This is a genomic window from Nocardia sp. CY15 (genome assembly GCF_009829295.1).
Taxonomy (GTDB): Bacteria; Actinomycetota; Actinomycetes; order Mycobacteriales; family Mycobacteriaceae; genus Nocardia; species Nocardia sputi.
Map to the genome: position 1 here is coordinate 41,756 of NZ_VUOT01000029.1, position 15,625 is coordinate 57,380.

14 protein-coding genes are annotated in these 15,625 nt (G+C 69.4%); 7 read left to right on the plus strand and 7 right to left on the minus strand.

Annotation, left to right across the window (positions count from 1 at the left end; genetic code table 11):
* Positions 1-55: 55 nt before the first annotated feature.
* Complete coding sequence (egtA, locus tag GVY39_RS26275; RefSeq protein ID WP_159929202.1) at positions 56-1,393, minus strand: ergothioneine biosynthesis glutamate--cysteine ligase EgtA; 1,338 nt, start codon at positions 1,391-1,393, stop codon at positions 56-58.
* Between the two features lie 176 nt (positions 1,394-1,569).
* Here egtA and GVY39_RS26280 point away from each other — a divergent pair, with 176 nt between their 5' ends.
* Complete coding sequence (locus GVY39_RS26280) at positions 1,570-2,754, plus strand: aminotransferase class V-fold PLP-dependent enzyme (RefSeq protein WP_159929204.1); 1,185 nt, start codon at positions 1,570-1,572, stop codon at positions 2,752-2,754.
* 126 nt (positions 2,755-2,880) lie between these two features.
* Positions 2,881-4,533, plus strand: a complete 1,653-nt coding sequence (locus GVY39_RS26285; RefSeq protein WP_159929206.1) for a fatty acyl-AMP ligase — start codon at positions 2,881-2,883, stop codon at positions 4,531-4,533.
* Between the two features lie 30 nt (positions 4,534-4,563).
* On the opposite strand, the gene pth is transcribed toward GVY39_RS26285, so the two are convergent.
* Together pth and GVY39_RS26295 are read right to left on the minus strand one after the other, a co-directional pair.
* Positions 4,564-5,151 carry an aminoacyl-tRNA hydrolase gene (gene pth, locus GVY39_RS26290; protein ID WP_159929308.1) on the minus strand — a complete coding sequence of 196 codons (588 nt, stop codon included), beginning with the start codon at positions 5,149-5,151 and terminating at the stop codon, positions 4,564-4,566.
* Positions 5,144-5,740, minus strand: coding sequence for a 50S ribosomal protein L25/general stress protein Ctc (locus tag GVY39_RS26295; RefSeq protein WP_159929208.1), 597 nt, complete (start codon positions 5,738-5,740; stop codon positions 5,144-5,146). Before GVY39_RS26295 ends, pth begins: the two co-directional genes overlap by 8 nt.
* Before the next feature lie 303 nt (positions 5,741-6,043).
* Here GVY39_RS26295 and GVY39_RS26300 point away from each other — a divergent pair, with 303 nt between their 5' ends.
* A complete protein-coding gene (locus tag GVY39_RS26300) occupies positions 6,044-7,687 on the plus strand; it encodes a peptide chain release factor 3 (protein ID WP_201295358.1) in 1,644 nt (547 codons plus the stop codon).
* Between the two features lies 1 nt (position 7,688).
* Here the strand turns inward: GVY39_RS26300 and GVY39_RS26305 are convergent, their stop codons facing one another.
* Both GVY39_RS26305 and GVY39_RS34650 read right to left on the minus strand, forming a co-directional pair.
* On the minus strand, positions 7,689-8,216 hold the full coding sequence (locus tag GVY39_RS26305; RefSeq protein ID WP_159929310.1) for a nuclear transport factor 2 family protein: 528 nt from the start codon (positions 8,214-8,216) through the stop codon (positions 7,689-7,691).
* 458 nt (positions 8,217-8,674) lie between these two features.
* Positions 8,675-9,553 (minus strand): Abi-alpha family protein, encoded by an 879-nt coding sequence (locus GVY39_RS34650; RefSeq protein ID WP_159929212.1) that lies wholly within the window; start codon positions 9,551-9,553, stop codon positions 8,675-8,677.
* 240 nt (positions 9,554-9,793) lie between these two features.
* On the opposite strand from GVY39_RS34650, the gene GVY39_RS26315 reads away from it, so the two are divergent.
* The gene (locus GVY39_RS26315; protein ID WP_223520691.1) at positions 9,794-11,068 is read left to right on the plus strand and encodes a DUF445 domain-containing protein; all 1,275 of its coding nucleotides are present in this window, start codon (positions 9,794-9,796) and stop codon (positions 11,066-11,068) included.
* Positions 11,059-11,952 carry an Abi-alpha family protein gene (locus tag GVY39_RS26320; RefSeq protein WP_159929216.1) on the plus strand — a complete coding sequence of 298 codons (894 nt, stop codon included), beginning with the start codon at positions 11,059-11,061 and terminating at the stop codon, positions 11,950-11,952. The genes GVY39_RS26315 and GVY39_RS26320 overlap by 10 nt, the downstream gene beginning before the upstream one ends.
* On the opposite strand, the gene GVY39_RS26325 is transcribed toward GVY39_RS26320, so the two are convergent.
* Positions 11,949-12,542 carry a TetR/AcrR family transcriptional regulator gene (locus GVY39_RS26325; RefSeq protein WP_159929218.1) on the minus strand — a complete coding sequence of 198 codons (594 nt, stop codon included), beginning with the start codon at positions 12,540-12,542 and terminating at the stop codon, positions 11,949-11,951. The two genes, GVY39_RS26320 and GVY39_RS26325, sit on opposite strands and share 4 nt — an antisense overlap.
* A 77-nt stretch (positions 12,543-12,619) precedes the next feature.
* Here GVY39_RS26325 and GVY39_RS26330 point away from each other — a divergent pair, with 77 nt between their 5' ends.
* Both GVY39_RS26330 and GVY39_RS26335 read left to right on the plus strand, forming a co-directional pair.
* Positions 12,620-13,372, plus strand: coding sequence for an SDR family oxidoreductase (locus GVY39_RS26330; RefSeq protein ID WP_159929220.1), 753 nt, complete (start codon positions 12,620-12,622; stop codon positions 13,370-13,372).
* A gap of 89 nt (positions 13,373-13,461) precedes the next feature.
* The gene (locus tag GVY39_RS26335) at positions 13,462-14,397 is read left to right on the plus strand and encodes a 4-(cytidine 5'-diphospho)-2-C-methyl-D-erythritol kinase (protein WP_159929222.1); all 936 of its coding nucleotides are present in this window, start codon (positions 13,462-13,464) and stop codon (positions 14,395-14,397) included.
* A gap of 128 nt (positions 14,398-14,525) precedes the next feature.
* Here the strand turns inward: GVY39_RS26335 and GVY39_RS26340 are convergent, their stop codons facing one another.
* A complete protein-coding gene (locus tag GVY39_RS26340) occupies positions 14,526-15,374 on the minus strand; it encodes an LLM class flavin-dependent oxidoreductase (RefSeq protein WP_159929224.1) in 849 nt (282 codons plus the stop codon).
* Positions 15,375-15,625: the final 251 nt, after the last annotated feature.

Here is a 15,625-nt window from a genome sequence, read left to right on the forward strand (position 1 = left end):
CTCACGCCGGCCTGGTCGGCCGGGACGCCGTCGGAAAAGAGCGGGTGCATCGTCGTCACGGGGCCGCTCCCGGAGGCTCGGAGCCGTTGCCGGTGTCGTCGTCGGTCGGGGTCCGACCACGGTGACATCGTTCGGCGGCGACTCGGACGGCGCGGGCCGCCTCGTCGGTCGCGGTGTGCTCGGCCGCGAGCCGCAGCAGGGCGACCGCACCGGCACGGATGTCCGGATCGGCCAATCCGTAGCGAGCGGCGTCGACCCAGCGACCGGCCAGCGGCGCGGCGATCGAGCTCGCCTCGGCGACCACCGCGGGGCTGGACATGAGCCCCTCGAAGACGTGTACCGGAACGGTCCACATGTCACCGGGCTGGGCGTCGATGTAGCGGACTTCCAAGTGGCCCGAGGCACGCACCGGAGGGAACAGCGTGGTCAGGTGATAGTCGAGGTCGCCGGTGTCCGGGCGGCGGCCGACCTCGTCGTCCAGCGCGCCGGACAGCCAGTCGGCGAATGTCGCTCCGGGCGGTGCGGACCATCCCTCGTCACCGTCACCGCGTTCGGTGGTCCCGCCGGGCCCGCGCACGCACAGCAGCGGCACGTCCAGCGCCCATCTGCCGTACGCGGCCACCGGATCGGTCCAGTCCAGCACCGGCGGGCGGGTGCGCATGTTGTCCAGCCGCAGCCATGCCCGCATGCGCTGGGACGCCCACGCGCCGGGCGGTGCGCCGCGCAGGGAGGGTGAGCAGGCGAAGGCGGCCAGCAGGGCCGGGCCGACGGCGTTCAGGGCGGTCCAGCGTGCGGTGACGTCCGCACGGTCGGCACCCGCGTCGACACTGACCTGGGTCGCCGCGGTGTTGCACATCATCAGCTTGCCGAAAGGACCGATGCCGCCGAAGGAGCGCTCCATCGCGCGATAGCGCGGCAACTGAAGCAAGCGTTTGGGGCGGCGGTCCGCGTCGGCGGCGACGGAAACGGTGCGAATGGACCGGGAAGCGAGAAGTTCCCGCAACAGGCGGGCATCGTCACGCAGCCGCTCGCACAGCTGCGCGGCAGCGCCGTAAGGGGCGCTGGAGAGTTCGATCTGACCTCCGGGTTCGAGTGTGACCCGGCTGCCCCCCGGCAGCGCGAGCGCCGGCGAATCAGGGGCGATGGACCGTGGTGCGTACGGTCCGAGCGCGTCCGCCAACATCGACAGCTGGGGGCGCGGAGCGGCCGAAGGGCCGGACGCCGAACACTCACCGTGCACCGTGAGCCACTCGAGTTCGGCGCCGATGAGGGCCGGTGGCCCGAGCTTGAAGCACACCCCCCCGATGTAGGCCTCCGCCGCGGCCCGGGAGGAAAGTTCTCCCTGCTCGGTGGCACAACCAGCCGACTCAGAACGCTCGAGCGTCACCGCCATGCCGACCTCCAGTGGGCTCCGGGACGTAGTCCGCTGCTCTTCGATTATCGCCATTCGGCGCCGTCGTATTCCTCTCGCGGGCCGAAATTCGCGTGTGGCGATCCATCCAGCGTAGCCACGCGGACCGACAAGAAACTGACATGAAGCCGAACATTCGACCCGATAAGGTCGGCTCCATGCTGGATGACGATCGCGTACGAGCCGACACTCCCGGATGCGCGTCCGGGCCCGGACCAGGCCCGGTTTTCCTCGACAGCGCCGGGTCGTCGCTGCCGCCCCGGGTCGTCACCGAGACCGTTGTCGCGCACCTGCGGCGGGAGGCGGAGATCGGCGGCTATCGCGCCGCGAACGAACGGCTCGATGATCTCGCCGAGGTCAAGACCGCGATCGGCGCGCTGATCAACGCCGAACCGGAAAGCATCGCGCTCAGCGACAGCGCCACCCGGTCCTGGGCGGACTTCTTCTACTCGGTACCACTCGCCGCGGGCGACCGCGTCCTGGTCTCCGAGGCCGACTACGCCAGCAATGCCATCGCCGCCCTGCAACGCGCCCGAGCCACCGGCGCCACGGTGGAGAAGATCCCCAGCGACGGCAGTGGGCAGATCGACCTCGACGCGCTGGAGGCGTTGGTCGACGAACGGGTCAAGCTGGTCTCGGTGCTGCACGCGCCGACCAACGGCGGGCTGGTGAACCCCGCCGCCGAGGCGACCCGGATCGCGCACTCCGTCGGCGCGCTGGTGCTGCTGGATGCCTGTCAGTCCGCCGGGCAGCTGCCCTTGGACGTGGCCGAGCTCGGTGTCGACGCGTTGTCGGCCACCGGTCGCAAGTGGCTGCGCGGCCCGCGCGGCACCGGGTTTCTGTATCTGCGGCCGGAATTGGCGCGGTCGATGGAGCCCGGACGGCTCGACCTGCACGGCGCGGAATGGACCGGTCCGAGCGACTACCGGCTCGCACCGGATGCCAGCCGCTTCGAGTTCTGGGAATGCGACGTCGCCGGCCGCCTCGGCCTGGGCGCCGCGGTGCGATACCTGCTCGAGCTGGGCCCGGAAGACGTCTACGCCGCGATCGCGGCCCGCGCCGAGCACCTGCGCAAGGCGCTGCCGGAGATTCCCGGCGTGACGGTGCGCGACCTCGGCATCCGGCACAGCGGCATCGTGTCCTTCACCGTCGACGGCGTCGACCCCGTCGAGGTGCGCGACCGGCTGCTGGCGCAGGACATCACGGTCACGGTCAGCCACGCCGGCTCGACCCTGCTGGACATGAACGGCCGGGGCCTCGCCTCCGTCGTGCGCGCCTCGCCGCACTGCTTCGTCGGCTTCGACGAACTCGATCGCTTCGTCGCCGCGGTGGCCTCGCTGTAGACCGCGCCGCACCGCCCGACCCCGGTCCGACCTGCGCCCCCAGAAAGGGGGTTAACGCCGCGCCGCGATGGCGGGATAGTTGGGGGAGGCCGATTCCCGGCGACGGTGGTGATGGAGGAGTTGACGTTGAGCAGGTTCACCGACGAGATGTATGCCACGGCGCAAACCTCCGAGCGCGGACTGGTCACCGGCGAGCCGGGTGCCCCGCTGCGGCGCACCTGGTCCGAAATCCACCGGATCGCCCGGCGTATGGCGGGCGGGCTGGCGGCAGCGGGCATCGGGCACGGCGACGCGGTCGGCGTGCTGGCAGGCATGCCGGTCGACATCGCCCCGGCCTGCCAGGCCGTCTGGATGCGCGGGGCGTCGATCACCATGCTGCACCAGCCGACCCCGCGTACCGACCTGGTGGTCTGGGCGCGCGACACCGAGACGGTGCTGACCATGATCGAGGCGCGCGCGGTCGTGCTCGGCGCGCCGTTCGAGGCGGCCGAGCCGCTGCTGCGCGAGCGCGGCATCACCGTGGTCCGCATCGACCAACTGCCCGACAGTCCCGACATCGATCCGGTGCCCACCGCCGAGGGCGATATCGCCTTGCAGCAGCTGACCTCCGGGTCGACCGGCTCGCCCAAGGCGGTGCGGATCACGCACGAGAACTTCTTCGTCAACGCCCACGCCATGTTCGACCGGGTGAAATTCCAGCTCGGCGACGACGTGATGGTCAGCTGGCTGCCGCTGTTCCACGACATGGGCATGGTCGGATTCCTCAGTGTGCCGATGCAGTTCGGCGCCGAAGTGGTCTGCGTGACGCCGATGGACTTCCTCACCAGGCCGCTGCTGTGGGCCGATCTGATCAGCAAGTACCGCGGAACCGTCACCGCCGCACCGAATTTCGCCTATTCCCTGCTCGCCAGGCGGCTGCGGCAGGCCGACGACGGCGCGTTCGACCTCAGCAGTGTGCGCTACATGTGGAACGGCGCCGAACCGGTCGATCCGGACACCATGGACGCCTTGGCCGAGGCAGGCAAACGCTTCGGGCTCAACCCGATGGCGCTCACCCCCGTCTACGGCATGGCCGAGACCACGCTGGCCGTGTCGATCCCCGATCCCGGTCACGGGCAGGTGCTCGACGTGGTCGACGCCGACCTGCTCGAGGCGCTCGGCAAGGCGGTGCCCGTGCCGGAGGAGCACGGGCATCCCGCCAACATCCGCCGATTGCCCACCCTCGGCTATCTGGTCGACCAACTGGAGGGGCGGGTCGTCGACAGCGAGCGCCAGCCGCTGCCCACCCGGTCGGTGGGCGTGATCGAATTGCGCGGTCCCGCCGTCACTTCCGGGTACGTGACGGTGGATGGTTTCCAGTCGGCCCAGGACAGCGAGGGCTGGCTGGACACCGGCGACATCGGCTACTTCACCGACGAGGGACTGATCGTGGTGTGCGGCCGGATGAAAGACGTGATCATCATGGGCGGGCGCAACATCTATCCGACCGATATCGAGCGCGCGGCCACCAGAGTGGCGGGCGTGCGCCCCGGTAACGCGGTGGCGGTGCGCTTGGACGCGGGCCAGCACCGGGAGAGTTTCGCCGTGGTGGTGGAGAGCAACAGCCACCAGAACCACGAAGAGGTCAGGCGCATCGAGCGCGAGATCGTGCACTCCGTCTTCGCGGAGGTCGGCGCGCGGCCGCGTACCGTCACCGTGCTCGGACCCGGCGCGCTGCCGAAGACCTCCTCCGGCAAACTGCGCAGGGCGGCGACCGCGATCCATCTGCCGCGCGGATGATCGGCGCGGTCGCCGCGAACGCTGTCGCGTTCAGTGCAATTGATTCTGCGCGGTCTCCAACCCGACGCGCAGCAGCAGTTCCACCGCGTCGGCGGCCTGCTCGATGATCACCGGCACCTCTTTGCGCTCCGGCGCCGCGAACGGCTTGAGCACATAATCGGCCGGATCCTGCCTGCCCGGCGGGCGGCCGATGCCGATGCGGGTACGCAGGTAGTCCTTGGTGGTCAGGGCGCTGGAGACGGAGCGAAGACCATTGTGCCCGCCTTCGCCGCCGCCGCGCTTGAGCCGGATCGCCCCGAAGGGGAGGTCGAGTTCGTCGTGCACGACGATCACCTCGGTCGGCGGCACGGAGAAGAACCTCGCCAGCGCGGCCACCGCCCTGCCGGACAGGTTCATGAACGATCGCGGCTTGGCGATCAGCACCTGGCGCCCGTCCAGCCGGGCTTGCAGCAGGTCGGCGCCGGATTTCTTGTGCACACCGAAACGGCCGCCGACGCGCTCGGCGAGCACGTCGGCGACCAGGAAACCGACATTGTGCCGGGTGCGCTCGTACTCGGGACCGGGATTACCCAGTCCGACGACGAGCGCGGGCCCGGCGGACGATTCGGTGTTACTCAGCGCTCTCGCCCTCGGCCCCTGCCTCGCCCTCGGTGGACTCGGCGGCCGGGGCGGCGATGACGTTGACGATCAGGATCTCCGCGTCGGTGGCCAGGCTGACACCGGCGGGCAGCTCCAGCGCGCCCGCGGTGATCTGGGTGCCGGCCTCGACGCCCTCGACGGAGACCTCGATGGACTCGGGCAGCTTCATCGCGTCGGCCTCGATGGAGACGGTGGTGGCTTCCTGGGTGACCAGGGTGCCGGGAGCGGCTTCGCCGGTGATGGCGATGTTCACGTCGGCGGTGACCTTCTCGCCGCGCTTGATGATCAGCAGGTCGGCGTGCTCGATGTAGCGACGGATCGGGTGCACCACGACGGACTTGGTCAGCGCGAGCTGCTTCTGGCCGTCGATGACGAGGTTCAGCACCGCGTTGGTGCCGTGCTCACGCAGGATGGCGGCGAAGGCCTGGGCGTTGACCGACAGGTGCTGCGGGTCGGACTGGTGGCCGTACAGCACGGCCGGGACGTTGCCCGCACGACGGGTGCGGCGGGCGGCGCCCTTGCCGAACTCGGTACGTACGGATGCTTCGAGAAGGTTGACGTCGGACATGACTGGATCTACTCCTACGGCTCTTCCGGGCTGGTCAATTACACGTGAGGTGTTCCGCACACCTGACGGGGTGGTCTATTCGTCGGGGCGAAGACCGAACGAGGACGGCCGGAAGCCGAGCCGCGTCGATCACGGTGTCGCAAATCTGGTCTGCGGTCACCCTCGCCGAGACAACCCGAACACCATACCCCAGCGCAGGGGCGCTCTTTGAATCGGGTGGTCACCCGCGGTTCGGCTCGCGCTCGGGCGCGTCGCGTACGCTGGCGTGGTTGCCGATCGGTCGTCTGCGAAAGGTTGTCTGCGTTGAGCGCCTCCCCCGAGGGTGTTGTCGCGCCCGCACCGCGCGGGTTACCCGCCGAGGTCGCCCGTCGGCGGACGTTCGCGGTGATCTCCCACCCCGACGCCGGCAAGTCCACGCTCACCGAGGCGCTCGCCCTGCACGCCAGGATGATCTCCGAGGCGGGCGCGATCCACGGCAAGGCCGGGCGCAAGTCCACCGTCTCGGACTGGATGGAGATGGAGAAGGCGCGCGGCATCTCGGTCAGCTCGACCGCGCTGCAGTTCAACTACCGCGTCGAGGGCTCCGACGTCGACAACGTGATCAACCTGGTCGACACCCCCGGCCACTCCGACTTCTCCGAGGACACCTATCGGGTGCTCACCGCCGTCGACGCCGCGGTGATGCTGATCGACGCGGCCAAGGGCTTGGAGCCGCAGACGCTGAAGCTGTTCCAGGTGTGCCGCCACCGTGGCATCCCGGTGATCACCGTGATCAACAAGTGGGACCGGCCGGGCCGGGCTCCGCTGGAACTGCTCGACGAGATCGATGAGCGGATCGGCCTCACCCCCACCCCGCTGTTCCTCCCGGTCGGCATCGCGGGAGATTTCCGCGGCCTCCTGCGCCGCGGCCCGGACGGCGTCCCGCTCGAATACATCCACTTCACCCGGACCGCGGGCGGCGCGACCATCGCGCCGGAGGAGTCGCTCACGCCCGAGGCCGCCGAAGCGCGCGAAGGCGAGCCGTGGACGACCGCCGTGGAAGAGAGCGAGCTGCTCTCGGCCACCGGACAGGATCACGACCAGGAATTGTTCCTCGCCGGGCAGACCTCGCCGGTCATCTACGCCTCCGCGATGCTGAACTTCGGCGTGCGGCAGCTGCTGGAAACCTTGGTCGCGCTCGCACCGGCCCCGGGCGCGCGGCCAGACGTCGACGGCAATCCGCGGCAGCCCGGTGACCCGTTCAGCGCGGTGGTGTTCAAGGTGCAGGCGGGAATGGACGCCGCCCACCGGGACCGGCTCGCCTTCATGCGGATCGTGTCCGGCGAGTTCGAACGCGGCATGGTGGTCACCCACGCGCAGACCGGGCGGCCGTTCGCCACGAAGTACGCGCTGACCGTATTCGGCCGCGAGCGCGCCACCGTCGACACCGCCTACCCGGGTGATGTCGTCGGCTTGGTCAACGCGACGGCGCTGGCTCCGGGCCACACGCTGTTCGTGGACAAGAAGGTGGAGTTCCCGCCGATCCCGTCGTTCGCGCCGGAGCACTTCGCCGTGCTGCGGGCGCGTTCCGCGGGCAAGTACAAACAGTTCCGCAAGGCCGTCGACCAGCTCGACTCCGAGGGCGTCGTGCAGGTGCTGCGCAACGACATCCGCGGCGACGCCTCCCCCGTCCTGGCGGCCGTCGGCCCGATGCAGTTCGAAGTGGTGACCGCGCGCATGCTCACGGAGTTCAACGTGGAGACCACGAGGGAGCACCTCGGTTACACGCTGGCCCGGCGCACCGACGCCGCGTCGGCGGACGCACTCGGGCGGCAGCGCGGGGTGGAGGTGTTCACCCGCTCAGACGGCGCGCTGCTCGCGCTGTTCAGCGACAAGTGGCGGCTGCAATACATCGAGAAGGAGCACCCGGCGCTCACCTTGGAGCCCCTGGTCGCCACCGCCGACTGAGTCAGCCTGCCTCGGACTCCGGCCGCAGCGGCGGCACGCCGGGGTCGCGTTCGACCGAGGAAATGCCGTCCTCTTTCGCGATCAGGCCCCAGCGGCTGGAGGTCAGGCGCAGGCTGGGCAGGTCGCTGAGGGACAGCACCACTTCATAGGTGCGTTCGTAACCGGTGTGCGAGATCCGCCAGCGTCCGTCGTCGCAGCGGACGTAACGGTCGGTGTAGAAGGCCGCGCCGCGCAGCAGCATGTTGTGGCCCGGTATGAGGACCGTGTCGGCGAGGTACCACGTACCGTTGGCGGTGTCGCCCTCGACGTCGATCTCGGGGTGGTCGCAGCGATGCTCGGTGATCACGTGCGGCCCGAGCGTGTTGCGCATGAACGCGATGAACGCCTCACGGGATTCGAACTGGAGATATTCGCTGTAGGTCGCGGTCGCCTCCGGAATCATGGTGTCCGCGAAATCGTCCCACGACTTGGTGTCGAGTGTGCGTAGGTACCGGTACTTCAGCCGGGAGATCGCCGATACGTCGTCCACCTCCCGCTCCTCGTTGCCACGGCCGCGACCCGACCGCGGATCGTCGCGCACCTGTCCGAAGTCGATCGGGCCCGCGTCGAAGCGCAGCCGCCCATCGGCGCTGTCGCCGGGATCGCGCTCACCGGTGCTCGTCGCCCGCCGACCGCGCCCCTGACCCGTCCCGCCCGGGTCGATGTCCTGTTCGCCCGGCTCCGGTCCACCGGGATCGATTCCCACCCCGCCGCGCTCCTGCCGGCCCGGGTGCAAACCCGGGTCGTCGCGCTGCTGTCCACCGGAGCCAGTGCCCCGGTCGTTCCGCGCTTGCCCAGCGATGCCCAAACCCGGGTCGCCGCGCCCCTGCCCGCCGATTCGCTGATCCATACCCTCAACAATCCCATCCCGAGTGCCGGATTGGGAGACTTGTATCAGATTGCTATCACGGTAAGGGGAAACATTCCGGCGAAGATCAACTCGGGATGTCAGCTTCCGATGGTGAAGCAGGTGCGGCAGAAGTCCTCGCCGAACTCGGTGAGCCGGAGACTCTTGCGGACGATCTTCGGCGCCCGGCCCGCCTTCTTCAGCGCCGCCTCCACCACCGGCTGCACCTCGAGCACCATGTACCGGCTCAGCACCACCGGATCGTCCGAGGTCAGCGTCAGGCCGAGGCGGTTGAGGTTGATCAGGTAGGACCGCGCGCGGTCCGGGTAGCGCACGCCCGCCTGCTCCGGGACCGAGGTGAGATCCCCTTGCACCAGTTCCGAGCCGATCCCGAGCGGACGGTTGGTGCGCACGTCGACCGACGGCTGCGGGCCGTTGAGCGCCATGAAGCGCAGGATGCGCGCCTCGTCGGGAGCGAGCTGGTCGAGGATGCGGTCGTAGGCCGGGTGCACGTCCTCGGTGAAGTAGACGTCGGCCGACCTGGCCAGCAGCGCGTCACCGCGGCGGCGCAGTTCCTCGGTGCTCGCCGACCGGAAGTAGGAGCCGACGGCCAGCGCCTGCTGCGAGGCGGGACCGTTGGAGGTCGGGACGTAGCTGACGATTTCCCGGACCGAGCCCTCGGTGACGCCCAGCGCGCTGCGGGCGATGGAACGCAACGCCTTTCCGGTCCGCTCGGCGATCTCGGCCGAGGATTCCCCGTCCAGCGCCGCCTGGGTGATCTCCTTGGTGACCTCGTAGGTCGTGCCGACCGCCCACTGGCTTCCACGCGCCACGGTGCCCGCGGCCAGTCCGGCCGCGCGGAACACGCCGCGGATCAGCCGTGCCTCATTGCTGATCTGCCGCTGTTCGACATCCGAACTGCGCTCGACGGCGCGGGAAGCGGCACGGGCCACGTCCTGTCCGGTTCTGTCGTCTGCCACGTTTTCTCCGATGTCGCCGGGTGAACGAATCCGTCCCACAGATTACTTCCCCTTGTGTCGCCGGTCATTCGCACCACCTGACTCGGACAGTGCGACCGGCACGCGGCGCGCAATAGCGTTTCTTCGTCGAGGGGGTGCTAGTTTTGGGTGCCGGTGAGGCGGCGATCACCGGTGTATCGGCAGGAGGGTGTCGTGTTAGAGAGCGTATTCGGAATCCACCCGACGATCCTCCTCGAGCTCGTGACCATACCCCTTTTCACCGGGGTCATCGGCTACATCACCAACTGGACCGGCGTGCTCATGCTGTTCAAGCCGGTCGCCTTCCACGGTGTCCGAGTTCCCGGCCTGCGCGCACTGTATCCGTTCCTTCCCAAACGAATTCAAGTTCTCCCACTGCTCAGCTACGACGGCCGGTTCGGCTGGCAGGGCATCGTCCCGTCGCGCGCGGACAAGATGGCCAGCATCGCGGTCGACAAGGGTCTGGCCAAACTCGGCAGCGTCTCGGACTTCTACCGGGAACTCGAGCCGGACAAACTGGCCGAGCATCTGGCCAGCATCGCCGACGCGCAGATCAAGGACATCGTCGAGGACATCCTGCGCCGGGAGCATCCCCAGCTCTGGTACAACCTGCCCGCCCAGGTGCGCGACATGGTGCACGCCAGGGTGCGCCAGCAGTTGCCGGAGATCCTGCGCGAGCTGACCGAGGAATTGGGCGCGAATATCGATCAGCTGCTCGATGTGAAGCAGATGGTGATCCGCTACTTCCAGGCTCGGCCGCATCTGCTCAACACCCTGTTCCAGGTGCTCGGGGCAAAAGAACTGCGATTCATGCAGAACTTCGGTTTCTACTTCGGCGCGCCGATGGGCGCGCTGCTGGTCGCCGCCCTGCATCTGACCGGCTGGTCCAGCCTGGTGGTACTGCCGATCGGCGGCGTGATCATCGGATGGGTGGTCAACTGGATCGGCATCAATATGATCTTCGCGCCCGCTTATCCGAAGTGGTGGGCGCCGTGGCGGCAGGGCCTGCTGATCAAACGCAAGTCCGAAATCACCGACGGATACGCGGAATTGGTTTCCAGCCAGGTGATCACCGTGGCGAATATCGGCGACGAGTTGCTCAACGGCCCGCGCTCGGACCGCACCATGCAGATGCTCGAGGACACGCTGCGACCGGCCGCCGACCGCGCGCTCGGCCCCGCGCGCCCCGCGGTCAAGTTCATGCTGGGCAGCCGCGAATACGACTCCTTGCAGTCGACCTTCACCAGCGAAGCCATGGCCATCGCGCCGATCGCGTTCGCCGACCCGGAGTTCAACGTCCGCCAGGGCAGGCAGATCAACGAATACATCGCCAGGCAGATGGCGATGCTGTCGCCACCGGATTTCGTCGACATGCTCCGCGCGGCCATCAAGCAAGACGAGTGGCTTCTTTTCGTCCATGGCGGCGTGCTGGGGCTGTTCGCCGGATACGCTCATATCCTGATCTTCGGAACGGGAGTGGCGACATCATGGCTGTAGCGGATCCGGACGACGGCGATCTCGAGGCCGTCGAGCACAGCGATGCGACGGAAGCGAACGCCGAGCCGTCGCACGACATCGCTCGGCGGCCCGCTTCCGACATCGCTCGCACCGACCGATCCCCGAGGCGTGCAACGGTTCCCGTGGCCACCGTGCGTGCCGCGACTGGCGTCGCCCGGGTCGCCTGGAGCGCCGTCACCGAGGTGACCTCCTGGAGCGTCGGCACCGCGGTCGGCGTCACCTCGACCGTGGTGCGGCGAAGCATCGAGGGAGCGCCGCCGCGAGAAGTGTTGGCCGAGGCCGAGGCCGAGGTCCGCGACGCGATGCGCAAAGCGCTCGGCCTCCCATCCGCCGCGGAACCGCCCGGGCAGGAAGCCGTGCCCACGCTGCGCGAGCAGGGCGCCGCGCTGTTGCGGTTGTCGGCCAGCCCGCACGGCGAGGACGACAACCACCCGGCCTTCGCGGGCATGCTCGCCGAGCTGACCCCGGACGAGGCGCGCATTCTGCGCTTCCTGCGTCTGGACGGTCCGCAGCCCTCGATCGACATCCGCACCGGCCGTCCCCGCGCGCTCGGCTCCGAACGCCTGGGCTCGATGCTCACGCTGATCGGCGAGCACGCCGGTTTGCGCTTCCCCAATCGGATCCAGCAGTACCTGACCAACTTGCGCAGGCTCGGCCTGGTCGAGCACGCGCGCGAGCCGGTCGGCAATCCGAACCGGTACCAGCTGCTGGAGGCGCAGTCGCCGGTGCGAGAGATCCTGAAGCGGTCCGGTTTCGGCACCAAGGTGATCTATCGCAGCGTGGTGCTCACCGACTTCGGCGCTGACTTCGTGCGTACCTGCCTGCCCGTGGTGGTGCAGGACGGCCGCGCCTCGGGGCACTAGGCTCCCCAGCCGCGCAGCGCCAGCTCGGCCACCCCTCGTAACTCGTCGCGGCTCGCGCCGTCCCGCGCCGCCTGGGACATGCCCTGCATCACCGTGCCGACGTAGCGGGCCAGAGTCCGCGCGTCCAGGTGGTCGGGCAGGACGCCGGCGTCGATGTCGGCCTGGATCCGCGCGGCGAAGGTGTCGATGTTCCGATTGCGCATGTCGCGCAGGAGATCGGCGATCTCGGCGCTGGTGGTGTTGACGCCCGCGCTGATCACCAGACAGCCGTGCGGGCAGTCCGTCCGGGTGTACTCCGTCGCCGCCTCCCGCAGGATGCGCCCGACCGCTGCCCGGGCGCTGCCCTCCTCGGCGAGCGCCCGCGTGACGAATCCGCCGTAACGCCCCCCGAAATTCGCGACCACCTCCTCGAACAGCGTCTTCTTGTCGCCGAACGCGGCATACAGGCTCGGTGCGCCGATGCCCATGGCCGCGGTCAGGTCGCCGATCGAGGTGGCCTCGTACCCGCGCGCCCAGAACAGCCGCATGGCTTTCTCCAGCGCCGCGTCCCGATCGAAGGATCGCGGCCGTCCCCGGGTCGTCGTACCCATATCGACATTCTATAGCGATCACTAGACAATGTGCTACCGTGTTTTTCTGTAGCGACCGCTAGAGAAAGGGGTGCGCGATGGGCGCACTGACTGGAAAGACCGCCTTGGTGACCGGAAGCAGCCGGGGCATCGGCCGGGCGATAGCCGAACGGCTGGGCAGCGACGGCGCGCGGGTGGCGGTCCACTACAACAACGATGAGCAGGCCGCGAAGGAGACGGTGTCCGCGATCGAGGCGGCGGGCGGCGCGGCCTTCGCCATTCGGGCCGAACTGGGCGTGCCCGGTGACGCGCGGGCTCTGTGGGCAGCCTTCGACGCGCACGCCGACGGGCTGGACATCCTGGTGAACAACGCGGGCATCGACGGCATCCGGGAGCCGATCGCCGGAACCGACGAGGCGGCCTTCGACCGCGTCTTCGCGGTCAACGCCAAAGCGCCCTTCTTCATCACTCGCCTGGGCCTGGACCGGCTGCGCGCCGGCGGCCGGATCGTCAACATCTCCACCGGCCTGACCCACGGGGCGTACATGCCGCAATTGATCGCCTACACCATGACCAAAGCCGCGATCGATAGTTTCACCACCGTGCTCGCCAAAGAGGTCGGCGCCCGCGGCATCACCGTGAACGCGGTGGCGCCGGGCATCATCGACACCGACATGAACGCGAACTGGCTCCGCAATGCCGAAACCCAGGCGGAGGTGGCGGCGATGTCCCCGCTCCAGCGCGTGGGGCAGCCCGCGGACGTGGCCGACGTCGTGGGGTTCCTCGCCTCCGACGACGCGCGGTGGGTGACCGGGCAGTGGATCGATGCCACCGGCGGCGGACTGCTGTAACGCGCGGAGTTCGCTCAGCCTTCGCCGGCTCCCCCGACGTGAGCCACACCGACGGCATCGCCCGGCTACTCCCATTAGGCTTGAGCACCGTGCTGTCAGTAGTGCCGAGTCCCGTCACCGTGCGGGCGCCGTCGAAGGTGAACCTCCATCTCGGAGTGGGCGACCTGCGGGCCGACGGCTACCACGACCTGACCACGGTGTTCCAAGCGCTGTCGCTGAGCGACGATCTGGAGATCGCTCCGTCGGCTTCACTGGCCGTGCGGGTCACCGGAGAGGGCGCCGCGGACGTGCCGACCGACCGGACGAATCTGGTGTGGAAGGCGGCCGTCCGCCTCGCACATCTCGGCGGCCGCGCTCCCCTGGTCGAAATCGCCATCGCCAAAGGCATCCCGGTGGCCGGAGGCATGGCGGGCGGCAGCGCCGACGCCGCCGCCGCGCTGGTCGGGCTGAACGAGCTGTGGGACCTGGGACTGTCCAGGGAGGAACTCGGCGCGGTGGCGGCCGAACTCGGCAGCGACGTCCCGTTCGCCCTGCACGGCGGCACCGCGCTGGGCACCGGCCGCGGCGAACGCCTGCTGCCGGTGCTGTCGCGCAACACCTTTCACTGGGTGCTCGCCTTCGCCAAGGGCGGCCTGTCCACACCGGCCGTCTTCGCCGAACTCGACCGGCTGCGCGAGCACGGGCGACCGCCTCGGCTCGGCGAGCCGCAGCAGCTGATGCAGGCCTTGGCCTCCGGCGACGCGCACCAGCTCGCACCCCTGCTCGGCAACGATCTGCAGGCGGCGGCGCTGTCGCTGCGGCCGGAACTGCGCCGCACCTTGCGCGCGGGGGTCACCGCCGGCGCGCTGGCCGGACTGGTCTCCGGCTCCGGGCCCACCTGCGCCTTCCTCTGCGAGAGCGAGGAATCGGCGATCTCGGTGGCCGCCGAACTCGCGGGCGCGGGCGTCTGCCGCAGCGTGCGGACGGCCAGCGGCCCCGTGCCGGGTGCGCGCATTCTCAGCGGCGAGCCGTCCGGGAAGCACTGACCGTCGCACGTCCGGACGGGCGCGACGGCTCGCTGGGAGAACCCGCGCGCGGTTCGTCGGCGCCCGCGGCGTCCTTCCGCGCAACGCTCGGACCCAGGGAGGACGCGCGCGGCGTGGACAGCGGATGGTCAGGAAAGCACGTCGGCGAGCCGGTCGATCTGATCGGCATCGCGTCCGTAGCAATAGAACATCACCTCGTCCGCGCCGAGATCGCCGAATTCGGCGACGGTCGTGCGGATCTGCGCGGGCGTGGTGAGCATGCCGGCGAGCATGCCTTCGGTGTAGTCGCTGAACTCGTAGTAGGCGCCCATCGACGCGCGGGCGTCTTCGATCACCTCGTCGGGGCCGAGGGCCACATTGACCTGGGCGACGATTCTCGGCGCACCCGGCCGGCCGTTGTTCGTCCAGGAGCGGCGCACGGTGTCGAAAAGCTTGCCGGCCCAGGAAGGCGGTGCGGCGGCGAGGAAGCCTCCGCCGCACCGGCCGACGCGTTCGAGTGCGGCGGGCTGGAAACCACCGAACAGGATCTCGGGTCCTTCCGGCCGCAGCGGCGCGGGGCCGATCGGCCCGCACTCGGCGCTGAAAGGCTGCCCGGACCACAGGCGCCGCATGAGCGCGAGTTGCTCATCGAGGCGGCGGCCGCGGGTACGCAGGTCGGTACCCGAGGCGATGTGGTCGTCGGCGCGGCCGCCGACGCCGAGGCCGAGCACCAGACGTCCGCCGGACATGCGGTCCAGCGTGGCGACCTGTTTCGCCAGCAGCACCGGGTCGCGCAGCGGCGCGAGCAGCACTTCGGTCTGGATCTTGACTCGGGTGGTCGCACCGGCGATCGAGGCCAGCGCGATCAGCGGTTCGGGATTGTCGTAGACCAGCCGGTCCAGTAGGCCGAGCGTGCGGAACGGCCCCGCGTCCGCGCGCCGGGCCCAGTCGAGCAGGGCGGCGGGGTCGGAGATGGGCAGGCCGAGACCGACGTGCATGGGATCCTCCAGAAAACAAACGGAATGGGAACGGTGCCGCCCGCCGACACCTCGCTGCGAGGCGGGCGTCCCACTCTGCGGCTGTACTTCTGGGGAGCGCCGGATCGGTGTCCTGAACGAACAATGTTCGTTCGGGAGATCAACTTAAACGAACACCGTTCGTCATGCAAGCGTCCCCGCTGCTCGGCGGGAGTACGAGCGGTCGGACGCGGTCGGTACGCTGGCCCGGGGCGATCATCGGGTTGCCCCCG